This window comes from Pararhodobacter zhoushanensis, from assembly GCF_003990445.1.
Classification (GTDB): domain Bacteria; phylum Pseudomonadota; class Alphaproteobacteria; order Rhodobacterales; family Rhodobacteraceae; genus Pararhodobacter; species Pararhodobacter zhoushanensis.
This window is the reverse complement of record NZ_REEZ01000001.1, coordinates 776,505-801,095: the sequence shown is the minus strand read 5'-3', so window position 1 is coordinate 801,095 and position 24,591 is coordinate 776,505. Positions and strand designations below refer to the sequence as shown.

Here is a 24,591-nt window from a genome sequence, read left to right as displayed (position 1 = left end):
CATGTATGATGACCTAAAACCCGCGGATTTCGAGGCGACGGCCCTCATGGCCGTCGAGGCCTGCGCCAAGGCGGGCACAACCGCCGAGCGCGCGCAGCTGTTGGCCGAGGCCGGGCTGCTGGGCGTTCTGGCGCCCGACGACTGCGGCGGGCTTGGCCTGTCGATGCGTTTTGGCGTGCCGATTGCCAGCGCTGCGGGCAAGGGCCTGCTGGCCTATCCGCTGATCGAGACGATGGTGCTGGCCCGCGCGCTGGCCGGTGTAGCGCCCGACATGGCGACGGCACTGTGCGAGGGCAGCGTGATCGCCAGCATCGCCTGGGCGGGCTTCGGTGACGACGGCGTCGTCGGTCGTGCGCCGCTGGCGCACGAGGCGGCGCAGGTGCTGGTATTCTTGGCGGATGGCCGCGCGGTGCTGGTTGCAACCGACGATCAGGTCAGCGTCGACGCAGCACCGGAATTCGACCTTGATGTGCCCGAAGCGACACTGCGCCTGTCCGCACCGCCGCAAGGCATCGTGCTGAGCGCGGCCCTGGTGGCCACCCTGAAGGCCGAGGCGCAATTCCTGCGCACGGCGGTGGTTCTGGGGTCTGTGTCGGCCTGCCTTGGCCTGGCGTCGGACTATGCGCAGGACCGGGTGCAGTTCGGCAAGCTTTTGTCGGCAAATCAGGCGCTTCGGCACCGGATGTCGCGCGACGCCGTGGTCGCCGAGACCCTGCGCAGCGGGCTGGCGCGGGCGCTGACCGCCCCGCGCGAAGGGGCCGGGATGGCGCGTGACGCGCTGTGGTGCTGGGCGGCGCAGGCCGGACCTTCGGTCGCGGAAAGCGCCATTCAGGTGCTGGGCGGCATGGGGTTCACCTGGGATGTGCCGCTGCACCGGCACCTGCGCCGGATGCGCGCACTGGCGCATCAAGGGGCCGCGCGAGAGCGCCTCGACGAGATCGCGGATGCGGTGCTCGGGTCCACAGACAACGAATGGTATGGAGACATCGCCGATGCCCGCTGAGCAAAAATCCCTTCTCATCACCGGTGCCGGTCACGGCATCGGCCGCGCCACGGCTCTGCTGGCGGCGTCCCGCGGCTGGACCGTTGGCGTCAATGACCTGAAAGACGACTTCGCCGCCGAGGTCGTCGCGGAAATCCGTGCAGCCGGGGGGCAGGCCTTTGCGGTCGTGCAGAACGTCGGCACCCGCGAGGGGATCGGTGCGGCCATTGACACCGTGATGCAGGAAACCGGGCGTCTGGACGGGTTGGTCAACAACGCTGCCTGGGTGCGGTATCAGGCGATCCCAGACATCGCCCCGGAAACCGTGGACCGCATGCTGAACGTCGGCTTCACCGGGATCATCTGGGCGATTCAGGCCGCAGCGGCGGTGATGGACGCCGAGCGCGGCGGCGCTATCGTCAACGTGGCCTCGGCGGCCGGGTTCCGTTCGGCCCCGAACTCGCTGGTCTACAGCGCGATCAAATCGGGTGTGATGGGGATGACCCGCGCGGCTGCCGTTGAGCTCGGCCCCAAGGGGATCCGCGTCAATGCCGTGGCCCCGTCCGCCATTCCCACCGAAGGCACCGCCAAGCACCGCAACGCCGAGCGCGACGCCAAGCGCATCGCGCAGACCCCGCTGGGCCGTCTGGGCACGGTCGAGGATATCGCCCGCGCCATCGGCTATCTGCTGGGCGAGGACAGCGGGTTCGTCACCGGGCAGGTGCTGTCGACCGACGGCGGCATCGGCATCGCGATCACCTGAGGTCGGGCATGACATCCCCCATGCAGCACCGCACCGTCCTTGTCACCGGCGCAACCGGCGGCATCGGCTGGGCGATTTGTCGACGGCTGGCGCAGGACGGCTATCGCGTCGCGCTGGCCGATCTGGACGCTGCGGCGGCGCAGGCGCAAGCCCGGTTGTTGGGTGACGGGCATGTGGGCCTTGGCGCGGATCTGACCGATCCTGTGGTTGCTGCCGGCTTGCCCGCACGCGCGGCGCAGGCATTGGGGCGTCTGGATTGCGTGGTCAACAACGCCGGGATGACCGACACCAGCGGGCGCAGTCTGGTGGACCTGCCGCAAGACGCCTTCGAGCGGCTGATTGCGCTGAACCTGACGGCGGTCGAGCGGCTGAGCGCCGCGGCGATCGGACTTTTGCCCAAAGGCGGCAGCCTCGTGAACCTTGCCTCGGGCGCGTCCTACCGGCCGCTTGCCCTGCGCGGGCCGTATAGCGCGACCAAGGCAGGCATCGCCGCACTGACCAAGGCGATGGCGCAGGAGTGCGCGCCCTTGGGGATCTCGGTGAGCGCGGTCGCGCCGGGGTATACGCGCACGCCGCTGGTCTCACAGCTTGAGGCCGAGGGACGCGTCGATCTGGCCGCCGTGGCGCGGGCCATACCGCTGGGGCGGATCGCCGAGCCCGAGGATATCGCCCATGCGGTGGCGTTTTGCGCCAGTGCCGCAGGCCGCGCGCTGACCGGGCGGGTGCTGGTGGTGGATGGCGGCAGCTCGGCTGGCACGCCGGTCGCGGGCACGGCACCGGCGGCGGGGCAGGGGCTGGCCGGGGCCGATCTTTTGGCCGGGCCATTGGCGCTGCTGGACGGGCAGGCGGCACTGGACGGACCCGAGGGTCTGAGCGCGCAGACCGCGCTTGGCTCGGTCATTGACGCGCGCGCGCTGGCCGGGTTGGCCCCGGTATCGGACCAACTGTCCGCCGCGCGGCAGATGGCGCAGGCCTGCGCCGCGCATAGCGGGCGCACTGCTGCGTTCTCGCTGCTGTTCGTGACCCCGGTGGGCACAACGCCAGCCGAACAGGCAACCAGCGCCGCGCTGGGCATGCTGGCCCGAACGCTGGCGCTGGAATTTGCCCCCGCCGGGCTGCGCGTCAACTGCGTCCGCTGGGACGGCGATGACACCACAGACCTTGCGTCCCTGTGCCGTTTCCTGTCGGGAGCTGGCGCCGGGATTATAACCGGCCAGTCCATCCGGGCTGGCAGCAGGACCGCAGGCAGCGGTCAACACTGATACGACTGCGTCGTGCTCTAGGGAGGGGTTCATGCACTATCTGAAGGACCGGGCGGAGGATCTGATCGCCGCGTTCGTAACCGGCGGCATCGGGCTGTTCATCGTCATCGAGTCGATGAGTTATCGACTTGGCACCTTGCGCAGCATGGGGCCGGGGTATTTTCCCGCCATTATCGGCGGCACCATGCTGGTGCTGGCCGTGATCATGCTGCTGACGGCACAACGCAGCGAAAGGCTGTTCTCGCTCGAGCGGGGGCAGGTGCGCGGTGTGCTGTTTCTGACCGCCGCGTTCGGGGCCTTCGCGCTGACCATCGAGTCGCTGGGTTTGCTGGTGTCGGTGACATCGGCGGTGTTTCTGGCCGCGCTAGCCAACCCGAACACCAAATGGCCGCTGGCGCTGATCCTTGCGGTCTGCACGGCGGTTGTCTGCGTGCTGATTTTCCGCGTCGGGCTTGGCTTGCAGATGAGGGCTTACTGAGATGTCATCGCTTATTTCCGATATTGCGCTGGGGCTGAGCGTCGCCGCGTCGTGGGAAGGGCTGATGTATTGCTTCATCGGCGTGTTCCTTGGCACGCTGGTCGGCGTGCTGCCCGGCATCGGCATCATGGCCACGCTGGCCATGTTGATGCCGATCACCTTCCACATTGATCCGACCTTCGGGCTGATCATGCTGGCCGGGATCTATTATGGCGCTGATTTCGGCGGCTCGACGGCGGCAATCCTGATGAACCTGCCGGGCACGGCCACCAGTGCGGTGACCGGGATCGAAGGCTATCCCATGGCGCAAGCCGGCCGTGCCGGACCTGCGTTGTTCATGAAGGCCATCGCCTCCTTTGTCGGCACCATGTTCGGCGTTGTGCTGCTGGTCGGCTTTTCGGTGCCGCTGGCGCGCGTGGCCCTGCAGTTCGGGCCGCAGGAATACGTCGCGCTGATGTCGCTGGGGCTGGTTGCGGCGGCGGTGATCGGCACCGGGCGCTCGATCCGATCGCTGGTGTCGGTGACGCTTGGCCTGGCGCTGGGGCTGATCGGGCTGGACCTGAACAGCGGCGTCGGGCGCTTCACCTTTGGCATGACCGAGTTCTACGACGGCCTGCCGCTGGTCGCCGTGGCCATCGGCCTGTTCGGCCTGCCCGAGATCATCGCCAACGCGGGCCGCTCTGAGCTGCCCAAGGTGCAAGAGGGCAAGATCCGCATGCGCGACATGATGCCCACGCGCGAGGACTGGCGCCGTTCGGCCCTGCCGATGGTGCGTGGATCGGCCATCGGCTCGTTCTTTGGCGCGTTGCCGGGCACCGGCGGGCTGGTGGCGACTTTCGTGTCCTACGCGGTCGAGCGCAAAGTCAGCAAACATCCCGAAGAGTTCGGTCATGGCGCAATCGAAGGCGTCGCCGCGCCCGAGGCGGCCAACAATGCCTCGGTTCAGGCGGCGTTCATCCCGACGCTGAGCCTGGGCATTCCGGGCGATCCGGTGATGGCGATCATGCTGGGCGTGATGATGATCCACGGCATCATTCCGGGGCCGAACGTGATCCAGTCCAATCCTGATCTGTTCTGGGGGCTGATCGTCAGTTTCATCATCGGCAACTTCATGCTGCTGGTGCTGAACCTGCCGATGGTGGGTCTTTGGGTCAAGTTGCTGAAGATCCCTTACAATCTGTTGTTCCCGGTGATCGTCGCCTTCACCTGTATCGGCATCTACAGCGTGCATTATCAGGTCATGGACATCGCCATTCTGGTCGCCTTCGGCTTCCTCGGCGTGGGCATGAAGGCGCTGAAATTCGAGGTGGCGCCGTTGCTGCTGGGCTTTGTGCTTGGACCGATGATCGAGCAGTTCTTCCGCCGCTCGCTGATCGTCGCCAATGGTGATCTGGGCACGTTCTTTGAACGCCCGATTGCCGGGACGATCATGACGATCCTGATCGCAATCATCCTCGTTGCGGTCGCGGCGAATATCCGGGGCAAGATGCGCGCCCGCCGTGAGGTCAGGAATGCCTGAGCAGGCGCAAAAGCGGCTTGCGGATAGCCTGACCGCCACCCGCCTGTCTGAGCGCCCCGCCGCGCTGGGCGAGAGCCCGGTGTGGGACGCCGAGGGCGGGTGCCTGTGGTGGATCGACGGGGTGGCGGGCGAGATCCGCTGCCACCATCCGACCCGGCCCGAAGCCGAGGCTGTGCGGATCGGCGGGCATATCGGGTCGCTGGCGCTGGCCGAAGCCGGGCAGCTTCTGGTGGCGCGCGATCATGCATTCTTGCTGGTCGATCCGACTGCCGGGGCGGCGCAGATCCTGCTGACCCTTGCCGGGGCCGATCCCGCGATGCGGCTGAACGATGGGGCAACCGACCGGCAAGGGCGGTTCCTTTGCGTCGGGATGGGGCGCTCGGGCGCGCCGCTGGGGGCCGTGCATCAGCTCAGCGCGGACGGGCGGCAGCGTATCCTTGCCAGCGGCATCCGCATCGGCAACGGCGTCTGTTTCAGCCCCGATGGCGCGACGCTCTATTTCACCGACACGCCCGCGCGCAAAACCTATGCCTGTGACTATGACCCTGCCAGCGGCGAGGCGTCGGAACCACGCGTGCTGGCCGATACGGCACCGTTGGGTTCGGGTGTCGACGGGCAGACCGTGGACCGCGACGGCAACCTGTGGGCCGCGATGATCCACAGCGCCGAGATCGGCTGCTTTGCGCCGGACGGACGGTTGTTGCACCGCTTCAAAGCCCCTGTCGATCTGCCCTCAAGCCTGGCCTTCGGCGGCGCGGACAGCGGCACGCTGTTCGTGACCTCGATCCGCGATTCCGGCACCGGGCGTGCGGTGTCAAAGCATCCCGACGGCGGGCACCTGTTCGCCATCGACGGCACTGGCGCGACCGGCATCCCGGAGACGCGCTTTCCAGCAAGGATTTCCCTATGACCGCTCCCGACGCCCCGTTCGGCCCGCTTGCCGGGCTCAAGGTTCTCGACATTGCGACGATCATCGCGGCCCCCTTCGCCGCCTCGCTGCTGGCCGATTTCGGCGCGGATGTCACCAAGCTGGAGATCCCCGGTCGCGGCGACGGGCTGCGCAATTTCCCGCCGTTTCGCGACAACAAGCCGCTGTGGTGGAAAGTCACCAACCGCGGCAAACGCTATGGCACGCTGGATCTGCGCCAGCCCGAGGGGCTGGCAGTCATCAAGCAGATCATCGCGCAGAGCGATGTTCTGGTGGAAAACTTCCGCCCCGGCACCTTGGCGAAATGGGGGCTGGACCGCGAGACGCTGTGGCAGATCAACCCCAGGCTGGTGATCCTGCGCGTCTCGGCCTTCGGCCAGACCGGGCCCACGTCGAAACAGGGCGGCTTTGCCCGGATCTTCGAGGCGATGGGCGGGCTGACCCATATCACCGGCACCAAGGACGGCGATCCGGTGCATCCGGGCTATCCGATTGCCGACGCCATCGGCGGTCTGTTCGGCGCGTTCTCGATCTGCGCCGCGCTGCTGGGCATCGCGCGCAATGGCACGCAGGGTGAGGAGATCGACCTTGCGCTGACCGAGGCGACCTTCCGGCTGCTGGAAAATCTGGCAATTGAATACGATCAACTGGGTCAGGTGCGCGAGCGCGACGGCAACAACAACCAGTACACCGCCCCGGCGAATGTGTTTCGCACGGGTGACGGGCGGTATGTCACCGTGACCGGCTCGACCGACTCCATGTCGGCGGCCAACATGCGCGCCATTGGGCGCAGCGATCTGATCGACGATCCCCGCTTCAAGACCAACCGCGACCGCATGCGCTATCGCGAGGAGCTGGATGGCGTGTTTCGCGCCTATATGGAGAGCCACACGCTGGAGCAGGTGCTGGCCGATTTTACCCGCGAGAACGGGGCCATCGGGCCGATCTATTCGGTCGAGCAGATCTTTGCCGACGCCCAGATGCAGGACCGCGAGGCGATCACCCCGGTGGCGGATGAGGATTTCGGCACCGTCCGGATGCAGAACGTGGTACCGCGCCTGACGCGCAATCCGGGCAAGATCCGCTGGGCGGCCAAGTCGCTGGGCGCGGATAATGAGGCGATCTTCCGAGATCTTGGCCTGACCGCCGAGCAGGTCGCCGGTCTGCGCGCCAATGGCATCGTGTGACGAGGGCAACATGACAAGCACCACCGAAATCCGTATCGAGACGCGCGGCGCGGTCCGTATCCTGACCATGGATGGCCCCAGTTCGCGCAACTCGATCAGCCGCCCGCAGTATGAGGCGCTGACCGCCGCCGTGATCGACGCAGGAAAGGACAGGGCGGTGCGCGCCATCGTCCTGACCGGGGCGCAGGGGTTCTTTTCCTCGGGCGGCAATGTCGCCGCGCTGCAGGAAAGCCGCCAGTTGCCGCTGTCCGAGGTCAGTCGCAACACCGACGCGCTGGCGGCGATGATCTTGGCGATCCGTGCCTGCCCGACGCCGCTGATCGCGGCGGTCGAGGGTGGGGCGGCGGGCCTCGGTGTCGCGGTGGCGCTGTCGTGTGACATGGTTACCGCCTCGGCCGGGGCGAAATTCACCGTCGCTTACGTGAAGATCGGGCTGACGCCGGACGGCGGCACCACCCATTTCCTGCGCGAGGCCTTGCCGCGCCAGCTGGCATCCGAGCTGTGCATGCTGGGTCGCCCGGTGAGTGCCGAGCGGTTGCACGCCGCCGGTGTGGTCAATGTGGTGGCCGACGCGGGCGGCGCGCTCTCTGCGGCCTTGGAATTGGCCGAGGCGCTCGCCGCCGGGGCCAGTGCGGCGATTGAAACGATCAAATCCCAACTCGCCAGCGCGCCGCAGAACGCCTTGGCCCAGCAGGTCGATATCGAGGGCCGGGGCATCAACGCCGCGCGCTATGGCCGTGAGGCGGGCGAGGGGCTGGCTGCGTTCCTTGAAAAACGCCGCCCGGATTTCAGCAAGACAGGACGGGATTAAGCGATGATCCGCGATCAGAACCGGCTCGACGCTCTTCTGGGCGATGTCCACGACTGGGTGCGCGCGGTGGCACATCCGGCCGAGGACCGCGTGGCCGAAACCGACGAGGTTCCCGCCGAGATCGTCGCCGACATGGCCGCGCGCGGCTTTTTCGGCTGGTCGATCCCGCAGGCCTATGGCGGGGCAGGGTTCACCACCGAGGAGTTGGTGCTGGGCGCGATGGAGTTGTCGCAATGCGCGGTGGCCTTTCGCGCGCGGGTCGGCACCAACACCGGCATCGGTTCGGAAGCGCTGGTTGCCGATGGGACCGAGGCGCAAAAGGCCGACTACCTGCCGCGACTGGCGCGCGGCGAAATCACCGGCTCGTTCGCGCTGACGGAACCGGACGCCGGGTCCGATGCCAGTTCGCTCACCACCTCGGCCCGCAGGGATGGCGATGACTACATCCTCAACGGCCGCAAATGCTATATCACCAACGCGCCGATTGCGGGCCTGTTCACCGTCTTCGCCCGCACCGATCCCGACAGCAAGGGCGCGCGCGGCGTTTCGGCGTTTCTGGTTGAGCGGGGAGAGCCGGGCCTGTCCACCTCCGCGCCCTACACGATGATGGGGCAGCGCGGCTCGCCGGTGGGCGAGGTGCTGCTTGAAGACGTCCGTGTACCCGCCAGCGCTGTCATCGGCGGGCTGGAAGGGCAGGGGTTTCGCACCGCGATGAAGGTGCTCAACAAGCAGCGCGTCCATCTGGCGGCGCTGTGCACTGGCCCCGCGATCCGCATGCTGGATCTGGCGATGGACCACGCCGAAACGCGCCGTCAGTCGGGGCAGGCGATCATCGACTTCCAGCTTGTCGCCGCGCTGCTCGCCGATTGTCAGACCGAGATCGAAGCGGCGCGCGCGCTGATCCTGCAGACCGCGCGGGCGCGCGATGACGGCAAGGATATCGCGCTCGAGGCGTCGATCTGCAAGTACTTCGCCTCGGAAGCGTGTGGGCGCATCGCGGACCGCTGCGTGCAGGTGTTCGGCGGCGCGGGCTATGTCGCCAATGCGTCGACCATCGAGCGGTACTACCGCGATGTCCGGCTGTTCCGACTGTACGAAGGAACCAGCCAGATCCATCAGCTGAACATCGTCAAGCAGATGCGCAAGCGGCGACACACGGCATAGTGTCCAGCCAGCGGCGGCGGCCCCATGCTCAGCCCTGACGCCCGCTTAACCGACCCAGCAGATCCTGCGCGCGGCGCACGCCGAATCGTTTGATCAACCGGCTGCGCACATCGTCGATGGTGCGCGGGCTCAGGCCCAGTTGTTTGGCGATCTCCTTGCTGGTCAGGCGGCGGTTCATCAGCTCCAGCACCTGACGTTCGCGTTTGGACAGGGTGATCGGCTCGGCGTCGTTGATCGGTGCAAAGCTCATCACCACGCGTTCCAGCGGTGCCTGCGGCACCAGCGTGCGGGCGCGAAACCGGCACCAGATGCCATGCCCCGCCCGGTGCCGCACCAGCCGTTCATCAATGTATTGCCCGGTCTGCTGCAACAGGATCAGGCCGATGTCGCGAATATCCTCGAATTCTTCATCCGACCCATAGAGGACACGGAACGATTGCCCGACCAGCTCGTCCACCTGGTAACCCAGCAGTTGGGCGAAGGTCGCGTTGCAGGTGCGGATCACGCGCTGTTCGGTCAGCACGATGCCGGTGGGGGCAGAATCATAGGCGAGGCGGGCGAGATCGGGGGGCGGGGTATCCATGCCGTATTCATACGGTATTGATACCGTATTTGTCTCGCGCCAATCTGCGCGGATGGAGAACCCTGTCATGCCCCAAACGCAGCACGCCGCCCTGACCGAAGCCCTTCATGCGCGGCGCGACGACCTGATCGCCCTGACGCAGGATCTGATCCGCATTCCGACGCTGAACCCGCCGGGCGAGAATTATCGCGATATCTGCGAGTATCTCGACCGTCGCCTGCGCCGCATGGGGTTCGAGACGCAGCTGATCCGGGCCTATGGCACGCCGGGCGACTGCGACGCCTACCCGCGCTGGAACGTCGTGTCGCGGCGCGAAGGGAAGATGCCCGGCGATTGCGTGCATTTCACCAGCCATATCGACGTGGTGGATGTGGGCGCAGGCTGGACGGTGGACCCGTTCGGCGGCTTGCTGCGCGACGGCAAGATCTATGGCCGGGGCGCTTGCGACATGAAGGGCGGGCTGGCTGCTTCGATCGTCGCGGTCGAGGCGTTTTTGGAAATCTTCCCCGATTTCGCGGGCGCGATCGAGATTTCGGGCACGGCCGACGAGGAATCGGGCGGCTATGGCGGCGTGGCCTATCTGGCCGAGAAGGGGTTCTTCTCGCCTGAGCGGGTCCAGCACGTGATCATCCCCGAGCCGCTTCAAAAGGATCGCGTCTGTTTGGGCCACCGTGGAGGCTGGTGGGCCGAGATCGAAACCTTCGGCGAGATCGCCCATGGCTCGATGCCGTTCCTGGGCGACTGCGCCGTGCGCCACATGGGCGCGGTGCTCGACGTGTTCGAAGACAGGCTTTTCCCGGCGATGGCAGCGCGGCGCACCGATATGCCCGTGGTGCCCGAAGGTGCGCGCTCGTCAACGATGAACATCAACTCGATCCACGGTGGCCAGCCCGAGCAACAGCCCGGCTCGACCGCGCTTCCCTCGCATTGCGTACCTGACAGCTGCCGGATCGTGATCGACCGGCGCTATCTTGTCGAAGAAACCCGCGACAGCGTTCAGGCCGAGATCACCGATCTGCTGGACGGGCTGAAACGCGACCGGCCGAACTTTGACTATGCGATGAAAGAGCTGAACCATGTCATCCCCTCGATGACCGACCGTGACGCGCCGATTGCGCGCACCGTGGCCGCAGCCATTGAATCGGTGATGGGCAAGACCGCAGAATTCGTAGCGTCCCCCGGGAGTTACGACCAAAAGCACATCGATCGTATCGGCAAACTGAAAAACTGCGTTGCGTATGGGCCGGGACTGCTGGAACTTGCGCACAAACCAGACGAATATGTCGGCGTTGACGATATGATGGACAGTGCGGCGGTCATGGCTCAAAGCCTCGTGTCGCTGCTTCTGCCTGATACTACAAACGGGGAGACCAACTGATGAAACATCTGACGGCGCTTATCCTGGCCAGTTCAACGGCCCTGTTCGCGACCGCTGCGGCGGCCGACCAGACCAATATCCGCGTGGCGATGCAGCTTGAGCCGCCAAACCTTGATCCGACCGCCGGGGCTGCGCAGGCCGTCGACTCGGTCGTGTATTCGAACATCTTTGAAGGGCTCACGCGCTTCATGTCGGATGGCTCGGTGGTTCCCGGTCTGGCCGAGAGCTGGGAGATTTCCGACGACGGGTTGGTCTACACCTTCCACCTGCGGTCGGGCGTGACCTTCCACGACGGCTCGACCATGGACGCTGAGGATGTGAAGTTCAGCCTTGACCGCGCCCGGGCCGAAGACAGCACCAACGCACAAAAGGCCCTGTTCGCCGGGATCACCGACGTAACGGTGGTTGATCCGCTGACGGTGCAGATCACGCTGGGTGAGCCCAATGGCGCGATGCTGTTCAACCTCGCCTGGGGTGACGCGGTGATCGTGGCACCCGAGAGCATCGCTGATGCGGCGACGCATCCCATCGGCACCGGCGCGTTCATGTTCGACAACTGGGTGCAGGGCGATCACATCGACATCGTGCGCAACCCCAACTACTGGGGCACGCCCGCCGCGCTGGAATCCGCGACCTTCCGCTTCATCTCGGACCCGACCGCTGCCTTTGCGGCGATGATGGCCGAAGATGTCGATGTCTTCGTCGGCTTCCCGGCCCCCGAAAACCTGCCGCAGTTCGAAGCGGATCCGCGGTTCCAGGTGCTGGTCGGCAACACCGAGGGCGAGACGATTCTGGCGATGAACAACGCGCAGGCACCGTTCGACAACGTGCTGGTGCGCGAGGCCGTGGCGCATGCCATCGACCGTCAGGCGGTCATCGACGGGGCGATGTATGGCATCGGCACGCCGATCGGCACGCATTTCGCGCCGCATAACCCCGACTACGTCGATCTGACCGCGCTGTCGGCTTATGATCCCGACCGTTCGCGCGAACTGCTGGCCGAGGCCGGCTTCCCCGATGGGTTTACCACCACGCTCAAGCTGCCGCCGCCCTCTTACGCCCGTCGCGGTGGTGAGATCATCGCGTCCCAGTTGCGTGCGGTCGGCATCAACGCTGAAATCGAGAACCAGGAATGGGCGCAGTGGCTGGAGAACACCTTCCGCGGCTATGACTTCGGCATGACCATCGTCAGCCATACCGAACCGATGGACATCGGCATCTACGCCAACCCCGAGTACTATTTCCAGTACGACAACCCGGACTTTCAGGCGCTGATGACGACGCTGACCTCGACCACCGATCCCGAGGAACGCTCAAACCTGCTGGCTCAAGCGCAGACGATGATCGCCGAGGACTACGTGGTAGGCTTCCTGTTCGAGCTGGCCGTGCCGACGGTCGCCCGTGCAGGCATCGAAGGGCTGTGGCTGAACCAGCCGACCGCCGCCATCGACCTGACCGGCGTCAGCTGGCCGTGAGTTGACAGACGGCGCCCGGAGCGATCCGGGCGTCGTCCCTCCGGGGCAGGGCGCGCAGCGCCTTTGCCGTCCCGCACCGTTCCCCCTGCCTGACACCTCTGGAGCTGCCCGGCGATGATCCGATACACAATCGGTCGACTGACCTCGCTTTGCCTGAGCCTGCTCGTGGCTTCGATGGTGATCTTCGCCGTGGTCGAGGTCGTGCCCGGCGACCCGGCGGCGTATATGCTGGGCGTCAACGCCCGGCCCGACACCGTAGCCGCGCTGCGCACCGAACTGGGCCTCGATGTGTCCAAGCCCGAGCGCTATCTGGCGTGGACCACTGGCATGCTGAGCGGCGATTTCGGACAGTCGTATACCTACCGCACCCCTGTGTCGCAGATGATCCTTGACCGGGTCTGGGTTTCGGTCCCGCTGGCGCTGTTTGCCTTGACGCTGACCATTCTCATCGCCTTTCCCGCCGGGATCTACGCCGCCAGCCGCCGTGGCCGGGCGGGGGACATGACGGTTATGGGGGCCACGCAATTCGGTGTCGCGGTGCCGAACTTCTGGTTCGCGATGATCCTTGTGCTGATCTTCGCCATCAAACTGCGCTGGTTTTCCGCCGGAGGCTTTCCGGGCTGGGAGAACGGTCTCTTCACCGGCCTGAAGGCGCTGCTGCTGCCCGCCATCGCGCTTGCCTTGCCGCAGGCTGCCATTCTGGCGCGGGTCATGCGCTCGTCCCTTCTGGACATGCTGAACGAGGATTTCATCCGCACCGCCCGCGCCAAGGGCCTGAACCGGCGGCAGGCGCTTTGGCGCCACGCCGTGCGTAATGCGCTGATCCCGGTGCTGACCATCATCGGGCTGCAATTCTCGTTCCTGCTGGCCGGGGGCATCGTCATCGAACAGGTGTTCTTCCTGCCCGGTCTGGGCCGCCTGATCTTTCAGGCGATCTCGTCGCGCGATCTGATCGTGGTCGAGAGCGTGGTGATGCTGCTGGTGTTCCTTGTCATTGTCGTCAATTTCGCGGTTGATCTGGCCTATGCGCTGGTCGACCCCCGCCTGAGAACCCGCTCATGACCCTGCCACGCAGCCTGATTTTGGGCACCTTCCTGTCCGTCCTGTTTCTGGGGGCGGCGTTGCTGTCCTTTGTCTGGACCCCCTACGACATCCAGACCCTCTCGATCCCCTCGCGCCTGCAGACCCCGAGCCTGACGCATTGGCTGGGCACCGACCAACTGGGCCGCGATATCCTGTCGATGATCATGATGGGCGCGCGCACCTCGATTGCCGTGGCCTTGCTGGCCGTCGGTATCGGCATGGGGCTGGGCGTGCCGCTGGGGCTGCTGGCAGCCGCGCGGCGCGGGTCGCTGCTGGACGAGCTGATCATGCGCGGCAACGACCTGATCTTTGCCTTCCCCTCGCTGGTCATCGCCATCCTGATCACCGCTGTTTTTGGCGCAAGCGCGATGAACGCGATTGTCGCGATCGGGATTTTCAACATCCCTGTCTTTGCCCGCCTGACGCGCGGCGCGGCGCTCAGCCTGTGGTCGCGCGATTTCATTCTTGCGGCGCGGGTGTCGGGCAAGTCGGCGACGCGCATTTCGGTCGAGCATATCCTGCCCAACATCGCCAATCTGATGATCGTACAGGGCACCATCCAGTTTTCACTGGGCATTCTGGCCGAGGCCGCGCTCAGCTACATCGGCCTTGGCGCGCAGCCGCCGACTGCCAGCTGGGGCCGGATGCTGGCTGACGCGCAGACCCTCGCCAGCATCGCGCCGCATGTCGCGCTGATGCCGGGGCTGGCGATCGTGTTCATGGTGCTGGGACTGAACCTGATGGGCGACGGGTTGCGCGACCTGCTCGACCCCCGTTTGCAGGTGGCCCGGACATGAGCCTTCTTTCGATCCAAGACCTGACCCTGTCGATCGGCACCTATCCGATTCTGCACGATGTGTCGCTGACCGTCGCGCCCGGCGAGATCGTCGCCATCACCGGCGAAAGCGGCTCGGGCAAGTCGATGACCGCTTTCGCCACGATGGGCCTGCTGCCCGCCCGCGCGACAACCACCGGGCGGATCTTGCTGGAGGGCACCGATCTGCTGGCGCTGTCCGAGGCCGAGATGTGCAAGGTGCGCGGGCGGCAGATCGGCATGGTGTTTCAGGAACCGATGACCGCGCTGAACCCGGTGCAGACCATCGGCGCGCAAGTCGCCGAGACGATCCGCATCCACGAGGGCGTCTCCAAGGACGACGCGCTGGCACAGGCCCGCGCGATGCTTAACCGTGTCGGCCTGCCCGAGGACCGATTCCCGCTGGGCCGCTACCCGCACGAGTTGTCGGGCGGCCAGCGGCAGCGGGTGGTGATCGCCATGGCCATCGCCCTGCGGCCCAAGCTGTTGATCGCGGATGAGCCGACCACCGCGCTGGATGTGACCACGCAAGCGCATATCCTCGACCTGCTCAAGGATCTGACGCAAGAGTTCGGCATGGGCCTGCTGATGATCACCCATGACCTTGCGGTGGTGGCCGATATGGCCGACCGCATCGTGGTGATGCAGCACGGGCGGGTGGTCGAGACCGGCAAGACAGCGGACCTGTTCCGCGCCATGCAGCACCCCTATACCAAGGCGCTGTTTGCGGCCTCGGCCCACAAGGTCACCTTGCCCGTCGCGCCCCCGCCGCAAGCGTTGCTTGAGGTGAAGAACGTCGTGCGCAGCTACCGCCAGCCGCGCAAGGGGGTGTTCGGGCCGCGCCCGGAAATGCAGGCGGTCAGGAACGTGTCCTTCACCCTGAACCGGGGCGAGCGGCTGGGGCTGGTCGGTGAATCCGGTTGCGGCAAATCCACCCTGACGCGCGCCATTCTGGGGCTGGAGCCGGTGCAATCGGGCTCGATCACGTTGGGCGGTGCGCCGGTCTGGACCGACAGCCGCGCCAATCTGGACGTGCGCCGGCAGATGCAGGTGGTGTTCCAGGACCCCTACGGCAGCTTCAACCCGCGCCACCGCGTCCGTCGCCTGATCACCGAGCCGTTCCATCTGCTGAGCGACCCGCCCACCGGCGAGGCCCGCACGCAGAAGATCGCGCAGGCGTTGACGGATGTGGGGCTGACGCCGGCGGATGCCGACAAATACATTCACGAATTCTCGGGCGGGCAGCGCCAGCGCATCGCCATCGCCCGCGCGCTGATCAACGATCCGGCGCTGATCGTGTTTGACGAGGCGGTCTCGGCGCTGGACGTGTCCGTGCGCGCGCAGGTGCTGGATCTGCTGGCCGAGCTGTGCCGCAAACGCCCGCTGAGCTATCTGTTCATCAGCCACGATCTGAGCGTCGTGCGCACGATCACCGACCGGGTGATGGTCATGCAGGCCGGTGAGATCGTTGAACAAGGCCCGACCGAGCAGGTCTTCTCCGACCCGCAACACCCCTACACGCGCACGCTTCTGGCCGCAGCCCCGCAACTCCCTGACATGAAGAAGAACGCCGATGCCTCTTGAATCCTTCGCAATTCCCGTTGCCTGTCATTTGATCGGCGGGCACTGGACGCAGGGCGCTGAACGCCTGACATTGAGCGACCCTTCGACCGGCGAAACCCTGACCGAGATCGCCCGCGGCAGCGCCGGCGAGATCGACGCGGCTGTCGATGCCGCCCACGCCGCTCGCGCGGGCGACTGGGGCCGGATGACGGCGCTGGAGCGCGGGCGCATCCTGACCCGGCTGGGTCAGCTGATCCTGACCAGGACCGAGGAACTGGCGCAGCTGGAGGCCCGCGATGTCGGCAAACCGCTGACGCAGGCCCGCGCCGATGCGGTGGCACTCGCGCGCTACATGGAATTCTACGGCGGGGCCGCCGACAAGATCATGGGCGAGACGATCCCCTATCTGGACGGCTACACCGTCTACACCCTGCGCGAACCGCATGGCGTGACCGGCCATATCATCCCGTGGAACTACCCGATGCAGATCATCGGGCGCTCGGTCGGGGCGGCGCTGGCGATGGGCAATGCCTGCGTGCTCAAACCCGCCGAAGAGGCCTGCCTGACCGCGCTGGCCTTCGCGCAACTGGCGCTCGATGCCGGGCTGCCCGCCGGGGCGCTCAATGTGGTGACCGGGCTGGGGGCCGAGGCGGGGGCGGCACTGGCCGGGCATCCGCGCATCCAGCATGTGTCGTTTACCGGCTCGGTCGGGGTTGGGTCACTGATCCAGACCGCAGCGGCGAAGAACGTCGTGCCGGTGACGCTGGAACTGGGCGGCAAGTCGCCGCAGATCGTGTTTGACGACGCCGATCTGGACCGCGCGCTGCCGTTTCTGGTCAACGCGGGCATCCAGAACGCCGGGCAGACCTGCTCGGCCTCGTCGCGCATTCTGGTGCAGCGCGGGGTTTATGACGCGGTGCGCGAGCGGATGGCGCAGGCGTATGGCGCGCTGACCGTCGGTCCGGCGCTGTCGGACCCCAAGGTCGGTCCGCTGATCTCGGCCCGCCAGAAGGACATCGTGCAAGGCTATCTGGCCAAGGGTGCCGACCTGACCATCGCCGCCGAGGGCGTGCTGACGCCTGAGGCCGGGAACGCCGGCCACTACGTCCGCCCGACGCTGTTTGCCGAGGTGCCCTCGGATCACGCGCTGGCCCAGCAGGAAATCTTTGGCCCCGTGCAGGTGCTGATCCCGTTCGAGGACGAGGCCGAAGCCCTGCGGATCGCCAATTCCACCGACTACGGGCTGGTCGCCGCCGTCTGGACCCGCGACGGTGCGCGGCAGATGCGGTTGGCCAAGGCGCTGCACGCGGGGCAGGTGTTCTTGAACAATTACGGTGCCGGGGGCGGTGTGGAACTGCCCTTCGGCGGGGTTGGAAAATCCGGTCACGGGCGCGAAAAAGGCTTCGAGGCGCTCTACGGGTTCTCGCAACTCAAGACAGTCGCAGCATGGCATGGGTGATAAGATGAGACTTCAGGGCAAAATCGCGATCGTGACCGGCGCAGGCTCGGGCTTTGGTGCCGGGATCGCGCGCAAATTCGCGGCTGAGGGCGCGCATGTCATCGTCGCCGACATCAACGGCGACGCGGCGGCAGAGGTGGCGAAAGAGATCGGCGGCACGGCGCAGACCTGCAACGTCGCCGACCGCGCCAGTGTTGAAGCGATGCGCGATGCGGCGCTGGCGATCGGGCCGGTGGATATCGTCGTCAACAACGCGGGCGTCACGCATTTGCCGACGCCCACCGATGCCGTGAGCGAGGCTGACTTTGACCGCATCGTCGCGGTCAACATGAAGGCCATCTACCTGATGACGCAGGTTTTTGTGCCGGGGTTCAAAGAGCGTCGTTCGGGCAATATCCTGAACATCGCCTCGACCGCTGGCGTCTCGCCGCGCCCGAACCTGAGCTGGTACAACGCGTCCAAAGGCTGGGTGATCACCGCCACGCGCTCGCTGGCCGTTGAACTTGCGCCCTTCGGCATCCGGGTCAATGCGCTGAACCCGGTGGCCGGAGAGACCCCGCTGCTCAAGTCCTTCATGGGGCAGGACACGCCGGAAATCCGCGCGAAATTCCTGTCCACCATCCCGCTGGGCCGGTTCTCGACCGCCGAGGACATGGGCAACGCCGCGTGTTTCCTATGCTCGGACGAGGCGTCGATGATCACCGGTGTGGCGATGGAGGTTGACGGTGGCCGCTGCATATAAGCCCGGACCGCGCAACCTGATCACCGATGTGGCGGGTCTGCGGGTCGGCAATGCGCAGGATGCGGGGCTGAAATCAGGCGTCACCGTGCTGACCGGCGACGCGCCGTTCGTGGCCGGGGTGCATGTCATGGGCGGCGCACCGGGCACGCGCGAGACGGATCTGCTGGCCCCCGACAAATCCGCCGTGGCGGTGGATGCGCTGGTGTTGTCGGGCGGCTCGGCCTTTGGGCTCGATGCCTGCTCGGGCGTGATGGACGGGCTGCGGGCCGCCGGGCGTGGCGTGCAGGTCGGCCGGGCGGTGATCCCGCTGGTGCCCGGCGCGATCCTGTTCGATCTGCTCAACGACGGTGACAAGGACTGGGACGAGAACCCCTACCGCGCTCTGGGTCGCGCGGCGCTGGCAGCGGCCGGGCAGGCGTTCGATCTGGGCACTGCCGGTGCCGGAACGGGTGCGCTGGCGGCGATGCAGAAGGGGGGCCTTGGCTCGGCGTCGCTGGTGCTTGAGGATGGCACCACGGTTGGCGCGCTGGTCGCGGTGAACCCGGTGGGAAGCGTCACCACGCCGGGCGAGCGGCACTTCTGGGCGGCTCCCTTTGAACTGGACGGCGAGTTTGGCGGTGCGGGGCCGGATCCCGAGGGCGGATACTGCGGCCCGCTGGTCTCGGCCAAAAAGGACGCGCTTTTCGGCACCATGACCGCGCCGCCCCTGACCAATACCACCATCGCTATCGTCGCCACCGACCGCGCGCTGACCAAGGCGCAATGCCACCGCCTGAGCGTCGCCGCGCATGACGGCATAGCCCGCGCCATTGTGCCCGCGCATACGCCCGGCGACGGCGATCTGGTCTTTGCGCTGTCGACCGCCACGGGCACCACGCCGACGGATTTCGAACTGGCCGACATCGGACACGCCGCTGCCCTGTGCCTGAGCCGCGCCATCGCCCGTGCGGTGTATGAGGCGACACCCGCCCCGGGCGATCTGCTGCCCTGTTACCGGAGGTCCTGATGCCCACGCTCGCGCTGTCCGACGTCACCCTGCATTACGAGATCGACGGCAGCGGCCCACCCCTGATGCTGATCGCCGGGACCGCCAGTGACAGCGCCAGTTGGGGTCCGCTGGTCGCGCCGCTGGCCGAGCACTTCACCGTCATCCGCCCCGACAACCGCAGCACCGGGCGCACCACGCCGCAGGACGCGCCGCTGTCGCTGGAGCATTGGGCGGATGACGCGCTGGCGCTGGCCGCGCATCTGGATCTTGGCCCGGTGGCGGTGGTCGGGCATTCGCTGGGCGGGATGATCGCGCTGCGGATGGCGGCAACGGCCCCGGAAACGGTGGCACGCCTGGGCTTGCTGGCCAGCGCGCCGGTCTCGGCGGGGCGCAACGTCGCACTTTTTGATCTGATGCTGCGCCTGCGGGCCGAGGGCCAAGCGCCTGACCTCTGGCTGCGGGCGTTCCTGCCGTGGCTGTTCCACCCCCGGTTCTTCGATGTCCCCGGTCAACTGGACGCCGCCATCGCGCAGTCGCTGGCCTATCCGCACGCGCAATCCCCCGCCGCCATGGCCGCACAGGTCGCCGCGTTGCACAAGACCGACGCCAGCGAACTGCCCGCGCTGGTGCGCTGCCCGACGCTCTCGGTTCTGGCGGGCAGCGATCTGCTGATCCCCGAGGCGGCGGCGCGGGCAGCCCTTGCCCCGATTGCCGATCTGACCATCGCCACGATCCCCGAGGCCGGGCATTCAATCCACTGGGACGCGCCCGCCGCGACGCTCGCGGCGCTGCTCCCGTTTCTGACGGAGACCGCGCAATGACCCGCGACCAGCTTGGCAACGAGATCACCGACACCGCCCCCGCACTTGTCGCGGCGATCAACGATTTCCTGCAGGGCGTTCTGGCCTATCAGACGCAGGCAGTGACCCTCATGGGCCTGATCGAGGACCATCCGGGCAGCTGTCTGGGCAACACCTATACTGGCTTTTTGTGGATGTTCCTTGAATCGCCCGCGGCTCCGGCGCTTGCCGCGCCCTATCTGGAGCGCGCGCTGAAAGCGGCGGGAACGCCGCGCGAAAAGGCCAATGCGCAGGTGCTGGCGGCGTGGGTGGCGGGCGACATTCCCGAAACCATCCGCCGCTGCGAGGCCATCGCGCGCGAATACCCGACCGATCTGGCGATCATCAAGCTGGGGCAGTACCACCTGTTCAATCTGGGCGATGCCACGGGGATGCTGCGCATGGCCCTGCACGCGCTGCCCGCCTGCGCCCAGATGCCCTATGTCCATGGCATGATCGCCTTTGGCTATGAGCAATGTCACCTGATGGCCGACGCCGAGGCCTCGGCCCGCTGCGCCATCGCCATCGAACCGACCGACCCGTGGGCGCATCACGCGCTGGCGCACGTGATGCTGACGCAAGCGCGGGTGGATGAGGGGATCGCCTTTCTGGAAGAGGTTGCGCCGACGTGGCAGGGCCTCAATTCCTTCATGCACACGCATAACTGGTGGCATCTGGCGCTGTTCTACATCAGCCGCGACCGGCAGGATGACGTGCTGGCGACCTATGACGCACATGTCTGGGCCTGTGAGAAAGACTACTCGCAGGACCAGATCGGCGCGGCCTCGCTGCTGGCGCGTATGGAGTTTGCCGGGATCGACGTCGGGGATCGTTGGGCCGATGTCGCGGACCGGATCGCGGCGCGGGGGGCGGACACGGTGTCACCGTTCCTGACGTTGCAGTACCTCTATGCGCTGGCGCGCGCGGGTCGGCCCGAGGCTGAGACGCTGATGGAGGCAATCCGCAACCGCGCCGCCACAACGGCCCATGATCAGGCGGCCTGGGCGGATGTAGCGCTCCCGGCAGCGACGGGCATCATGGCCCATGCGGCGGGTGACGCGGTCACGGCGGCGCGTGAACTGGGGCGCGCGTTGCCGCGGCTACAGGAAATCGGCGGCTCGCACGCACAGCGGGACTTCTTTGACCAGATCCACCTTGATGCGCTGATCAAGGCAGGCGAGGCGTCAACCGCGCAGCAGGTGCTTGAAATGCGCCGCACCTATGACCCGGACGGCATCCCGCTCAACCGGCTGCTGGCGCAGGTCTATGAGCAGGTCGGTTTGCCCGAACAGGCCCGCCAGGCCCGCGCACGGGCAGGCGGCTGAGGCGTCAGGCCTCGAACCGCTTGAGCGCCCCAAGATGCAGCTCCATCTTGGGCCTGTCTCCCAAGGCGCGCGCGGCCTCATACGCCTTGCGGCGGCGGAACCCGTTGTCGCCGGCGTGCAGCGCGATCTCGTAGCACGACAGCGCCAGCTCAGGCTCGGCACCGCGTGTGCACAGATCGCCCAGCAGGCGCATCGCGTGACCCGTGCTGTCGCGCGTACCGGCGGGCCATTGCTGCATCGCGATCCATTGCGACAGCACCGCAGTCACCCGGCGCGCGACCTGTACGCCCACGCTTATCCGGTTGAAATTATAGAGCAGAGCCACGGGGGCAGACAGGGCACCCGGATGATTGGACAGGCTTGCAATCACCCGGTTGAGCTGCTCCAGGAAGTGTTGTGACGCGGCGTCCGCTTCTTGCCATGCCAGAAAGAACGCCGCGTATTGCAACAGGCTGTTCCCGCTTTCGCCGTGCCCGGCGCGGGGCCAGGCAGAGGCGTCGGTCAGTGAAAAGCTTTGGCTCAGCGCCGCGTCCTGCGCAAAGGCTTTGGCCAGACGGGCCAGGTCGCGCGCATCGCGCCTGTGCGTCGGTTCGTGCATCTGCACGCTGGCGACGCCCCCGATGTCGACAACCGTCGCAAGGCACAGATAGCGCGGGCGATTTGCGCCCACGTCCTCCAGCCGGGTGAAGATATCTACGCCTGCCTCTCCGCGAATGGCAAAGTCGGTTGTCCCCGGCGCGGCAGCGGGCTGCGCCTTTGTTGCGGGGGGCGAAGCCGGGGTGCCTTCGGGGCGCATCAGACGGATCAGCGCATGGATCGGTGTGCGCAGATGACCCAGACCCAGCGGTTCCAACTGGTCGAGGAGGTAGGCGTCGGTGTTGTGGGGCTTGAGCCAGCTAAAGACCTTCGGGTCGTACATCGCCCCGACCCAGGCCATGACATCGGCATCACGCGCGCGGTTGTATGCCGCCCAGTCCCATACAGTCCTCAGCGGCACGCCGAGGCTTTCGAAATGCTCAATCACCGGCGCGACGGCATAAAACGACATCATCGAATGATCGATTTTTCGCCCGTCCTCGTCGGTCGTCAGCAGAGAGCCGCCAAAACTGCCGACATAGGTGAGCGACGCGCTGCGCGGGGCGATCTGGTGCTGTGCAATGGTGCTGCGCAGGCGACGACGCAGGATTGAGATATGCTGATCGATCCGCCCCAGCAGCTGGCGGCCATGAAGTGCGGAACCTTCAGAAAACACAAGGTATTTTGCCGAAGCATAGGCCTTCATCTGCTCGTGCAGAGTCAGGTTCTCGGGATACACGACACGCACCCCAAGACCGTCGAGGCAGTCGGCCAGATAGCGCTCTCCGGCGTGACGACCCTTTTCCGGTGCAAGCGCGGCGCGGCTGACAAAAGCGATCCCTTCGGGACGCGGCATGTCGAGTTGTCCGGCAATGCGCGCCTCGAGCAAAGGCAGGTATTCTTCGGCGGTCGGCGGTCCGTCAAGGTGTTCGGCCTGCATCGCGATCGTCAGGTCGCGAAACTCGGTGGGGTGGCCGATGAACCGGATCTGGTCCAGAGGGACGTTCAGCCAGCCCAGAACACTGCGAAACATCGGGCTGACGTTGGCCAGTCCAAACCCCGCGCGCGCGCTGAAATACAAGGGCAGATCCGGGGCTTCCGCCAGTGATTGCGGGATGCGCGGGATGGTTTCGGCGACCATGTGACCAAAGTGATTGTCATACATCGACACGAACAGGCCCGGCTCGGTGATCCGCGTGCTGCCGTCATGCTGGATCTCGGGCAGGGTACACACACGCCGACTGCCACGCCACAGGCGCGCATGGGTCTGGTTCTCGAAATCGGGCCAATGGACACCGGGCGTCATGCGGTTGGGCGAGGGGCCGGCGAGGACATTCTGAAACGACTGAAGCGGGGCCAGCCTGCGCGTGGCGGGTACTTGCCGCGCGGCGGTGTCGCTTTCCGAAGGGCTCACGGCTTTCTCCTTTTCAGGCAACGGAAGAGTAAAAGCCGTTACGGGTTAATCGACGGCCAACATACCCAAGCGGGCCAAGCGGTCCTTATGGGTCAGCCATTCTGTGCAACTGAAGACGCTCAAGGATAAAACTGATAGAAAACAGCTGTCAAGGCTGCGCTTGGGCCGTTGCGAGACAATCGCCACGCGAAACCCGTTTGCCCGTTTCGCGCGGGCGTGGCCCGCCGGTCAGATTTCGCGCAGCAGGGTTTCCAGCACGATTTCAGCGATCCGTGACAGTTTGCGACCCTCAAGCTGGATCAGGAAAAAGGGCGCGACAAAGATATCCTGATCGATATCCAGCATGCTCAGCCGGGCGTTCAGCCCGTCGCGGGTGAGCAGCTGCGCAACCTCCCGGGACTGCGGCGAGATGGCGTCGGATTTCTCCAGAATCGCCAGCGCCACCAGCAAGGACGAGCTGTTGGTGATATGCGGCGGCATCGCCAGCCGGTTGGCGTGGAACGCCCCGTCCACCGCGCGGCGGATGGGCGAACCGCGTTCCTGAATCACCCATTCATAGCCGGTCAGGTCGCTCAGGCTGACGTTCTGGCGGCCCGCCATCGGGTGATCTTGTCGCACCACCAAGGTGACCACCTCGTCGCGGGCCGGGTAGACGCGGAAGTCGCGGCTGTCGGCATCGGGGGGCAGGCGGGCAATGATGAAGTCGAAGTTTCCCTCCACCAGCCCCCGCACCAGCGAGACCGAGGGCGCGACCTCGATGGTGATCTCGATGGTCGGCGCACGGGTTTTCACCTGACGGATCGCGGGCACCAGCGATCCCGCAACCGGCCCGGTCACCGAGCCAATGCGCACCATCCCGCCGCGCCCGCTTTTCAGGTCTGACACCTCAAGGTCAAGGCGGTCAAAGCCCTGCACGATCACCCGCGCATGGCGGACAAAGGCGGCGCCGGCCAAGGTGGGGGTCATGCCCTTGGCGTGACGCTCGAAGAGTTCGGCGTCGGCAAGGGTTTCGATCTCGGACAGCATGCGCGAGGCGGCGGGTTGCGACATGGCCAGACTGGTGGCGGCCGTCTGCAATTTGCCGGTTTCGGCGATCTTCAGGATCAGGCGCAGATGCGCGGGTTTCAGGCGATGAGCAAGGGTCATGCCGCAGAGCATATCACAAATGATATGCAGATGAGCAATAATCAAATTTTACACGCATACAACCGGGAGCTATCACAGTCGCGGGGTCACAAGACCCGGGGAAACGGAGTTC

22 protein-coding genes are annotated in these 24,591 nt (G+C 66.2%); 19 read left to right on the top strand and 3 right to left on the bottom strand.

Annotated features, from left to right (window positions below; translation table 11 throughout):
- Position 1 precedes the first annotated feature (1 nt).
- Genes EAE28_RS03895 through EAE28_RS03855 form a run of 9 tightly spaced genes read left to right on the top strand, consistent with a single transcriptional unit; the run spans position 2 to position 9,094 of the window.
- Positions 2-1,003 (top strand): acyl-CoA dehydrogenase family protein, encoded by a 1,002-nt coding sequence (locus EAE28_RS03895; RefSeq protein ID WP_127104493.1) that lies wholly within the window; start codon positions 2-4, stop codon positions 1,001-1,003.
- Complete coding sequence (locus tag EAE28_RS03890) at positions 993-1,745, top strand: SDR family NAD(P)-dependent oxidoreductase (RefSeq protein ID WP_127104492.1); 753 nt, start codon at positions 993-995, stop codon at positions 1,743-1,745. Before EAE28_RS03895 ends, EAE28_RS03890 begins: the two co-directional genes overlap by 11 nt.
- An 8-nt stretch (positions 1,746-1,753) precedes the next feature.
- Positions 1,754-3,007 carry an SDR family oxidoreductase gene (locus EAE28_RS24020; protein WP_220443879.1) on the top strand — a complete coding sequence of 418 codons (1,254 nt, stop codon included), beginning with the start codon at positions 1,754-1,756 and terminating at the stop codon, positions 3,005-3,007.
- Between the two features lie 31 nt (positions 3,008-3,038).
- Complete coding sequence (locus EAE28_RS03880) at positions 3,039-3,485, top strand: tripartite tricarboxylate transporter TctB family protein (protein ID WP_127104491.1); 447 nt, start codon at positions 3,039-3,041, stop codon at positions 3,483-3,485.
- Position 3,486: 1 nt separating this feature from the next.
- Positions 3,487-5,004 (top strand): tripartite tricarboxylate transporter permease, encoded by a 1,518-nt coding sequence (locus tag EAE28_RS03875; protein WP_127104490.1) that lies wholly within the window; start codon positions 3,487-3,489, stop codon positions 5,002-5,004.
- Entirely contained in the window at positions 4,997-5,914 is a 918-nt protein-coding gene (locus tag EAE28_RS03870; RefSeq protein WP_127104489.1) for an SMP-30/gluconolactonase/LRE family protein, read from the top strand. Before EAE28_RS03875 ends, EAE28_RS03870 begins: the two co-directional genes overlap by 8 nt.
- The gene (locus EAE28_RS03865) at positions 5,911-7,119 is read left to right on the top strand and encodes a CaiB/BaiF CoA transferase family protein (RefSeq protein WP_127104488.1); all 1,209 of its coding nucleotides are present in this window, start codon (positions 5,911-5,913) and stop codon (positions 7,117-7,119) included. The genes EAE28_RS03870 and EAE28_RS03865 overlap by 4 nt, the downstream gene beginning before the upstream one ends.
- A 10-nt stretch (positions 7,120-7,129) precedes the next feature.
- Complete coding sequence (locus tag EAE28_RS03860; protein WP_127104487.1) at positions 7,130-7,930, top strand: oxepin-CoA hydrolase, alternative type; 801 nt, start codon at positions 7,130-7,132, stop codon at positions 7,928-7,930.
- Between the two features lie 3 nt (positions 7,931-7,933).
- On the top strand, positions 7,934-9,094 hold the full coding sequence (locus EAE28_RS03855; RefSeq protein WP_127104486.1) for an acyl-CoA dehydrogenase family protein: 1,161 nt from the start codon (positions 7,934-7,936) through the stop codon (positions 9,092-9,094).
- Positions 9,095-9,122: 28 nt separating this feature from the next.
- On the opposite strand, the gene EAE28_RS03850 is transcribed toward EAE28_RS03855, so the two are convergent.
- Entirely contained in the window at positions 9,123-9,677 is a 555-nt protein-coding gene (locus EAE28_RS03850) for a helix-turn-helix transcriptional regulator (protein ID WP_127104485.1), read from the bottom strand.
- A gap of 67 nt (positions 9,678-9,744) precedes the next feature.
- On the opposite strand from EAE28_RS03850, the gene EAE28_RS03845 reads away from it, so the two are divergent.
- The 10 genes from EAE28_RS03845 to EAE28_RS03800 all read left to right on the top strand — a co-directional run bounded on the left by EAE28_RS03845 (position 9,745) and on the right by EAE28_RS03800 (position 21,343).
- Positions 9,745-11,055 carry an acetylornithine deacetylase/succinyl-diaminopimelate desuccinylase family protein gene (locus tag EAE28_RS03845; protein WP_127104484.1) on the top strand — a complete coding sequence of 437 codons (1,311 nt, stop codon included), beginning with the start codon at positions 9,745-9,747 and terminating at the stop codon, positions 11,053-11,055.
- A complete protein-coding gene (locus EAE28_RS03840; protein WP_127104483.1) occupies positions 11,055-12,530 on the top strand; it encodes an ABC transporter substrate-binding protein in 1,476 nt (491 codons plus the stop codon). Before EAE28_RS03845 ends, EAE28_RS03840 begins: the two co-directional genes overlap by 1 nt.
- A 114-nt stretch (positions 12,531-12,644) precedes the next feature.
- Positions 12,645-13,592 (top strand): ABC transporter permease, encoded by a 948-nt coding sequence (locus tag EAE28_RS03835; protein ID WP_127104482.1) that lies wholly within the window; start codon positions 12,645-12,647, stop codon positions 13,590-13,592.
- 2 nt (positions 13,593-13,594) lie between these two features.
- A complete protein-coding gene (locus EAE28_RS03830; RefSeq protein WP_127104663.1) occupies positions 13,595-14,410 on the top strand; it encodes an ABC transporter permease in 816 nt (271 codons plus the stop codon).
- Complete coding sequence (locus EAE28_RS03825) at positions 14,407-16,011, top strand: ABC transporter ATP-binding protein (protein WP_127104481.1); 1,605 nt, start codon at positions 14,407-14,409, stop codon at positions 16,009-16,011. Before EAE28_RS03830 ends, EAE28_RS03825 begins: the two co-directional genes overlap by 4 nt.
- A complete protein-coding gene (locus tag EAE28_RS03820) occupies positions 16,001-17,449 on the top strand; it encodes an aldehyde dehydrogenase family protein (protein ID WP_127104480.1) in 1,449 nt (482 codons plus the stop codon). Before EAE28_RS03825 ends, EAE28_RS03820 begins: the two co-directional genes overlap by 11 nt.
- A gap of 4 nt (positions 17,450-17,453) precedes the next feature.
- Positions 17,454-18,191, top strand: a complete 738-nt coding sequence (locus EAE28_RS03815; protein WP_127104479.1) for an SDR family oxidoreductase — start codon at positions 17,454-17,456, stop codon at positions 18,189-18,191.
- Entirely contained in the window at positions 18,175-19,197 is a 1,023-nt protein-coding gene (locus tag EAE28_RS03810) for a P1 family peptidase (RefSeq protein ID WP_127104478.1), read from the top strand. Before EAE28_RS03815 ends, EAE28_RS03810 begins: the two co-directional genes overlap by 17 nt.
- Positions 19,197-20,000, top strand: coding sequence for an alpha/beta fold hydrolase (locus EAE28_RS03805; RefSeq protein ID WP_127104477.1), 804 nt, complete (start codon positions 19,197-19,199; stop codon positions 19,998-20,000). The genes EAE28_RS03810 and EAE28_RS03805 overlap by 1 nt, the downstream gene beginning before the upstream one ends.
- Positions 19,997-21,343 (top strand): tetratricopeptide repeat protein, encoded by a 1,347-nt coding sequence (locus EAE28_RS03800; RefSeq protein WP_127104476.1) that lies wholly within the window; start codon positions 19,997-19,999, stop codon positions 21,341-21,343. Before EAE28_RS03805 ends, EAE28_RS03800 begins: the two co-directional genes overlap by 4 nt.
- A gap of 4 nt (positions 21,344-21,347) precedes the next feature.
- Here the strand turns inward: EAE28_RS03800 and EAE28_RS03795 are convergent, their stop codons facing one another.
- Together EAE28_RS03795 and EAE28_RS03790 are read right to left on the bottom strand one after the other, a co-directional pair.
- The gene (locus EAE28_RS03795; protein WP_127104475.1) at positions 21,348-23,333 is read right to left on the bottom strand and encodes a glycosyltransferase 61 family protein; all 1,986 of its coding nucleotides are present in this window, start codon (positions 23,331-23,333) and stop codon (positions 21,348-21,350) included.
- A gap of 228 nt (positions 23,334-23,561) precedes the next feature.
- Positions 23,562-24,479, bottom strand: a complete 918-nt coding sequence (locus EAE28_RS03790; RefSeq protein WP_127104474.1) for a LysR family transcriptional regulator — start codon at positions 24,477-24,479, stop codon at positions 23,562-23,564.
- Between the last annotated feature and the right edge of the window lie 112 nt (positions 24,480-24,591).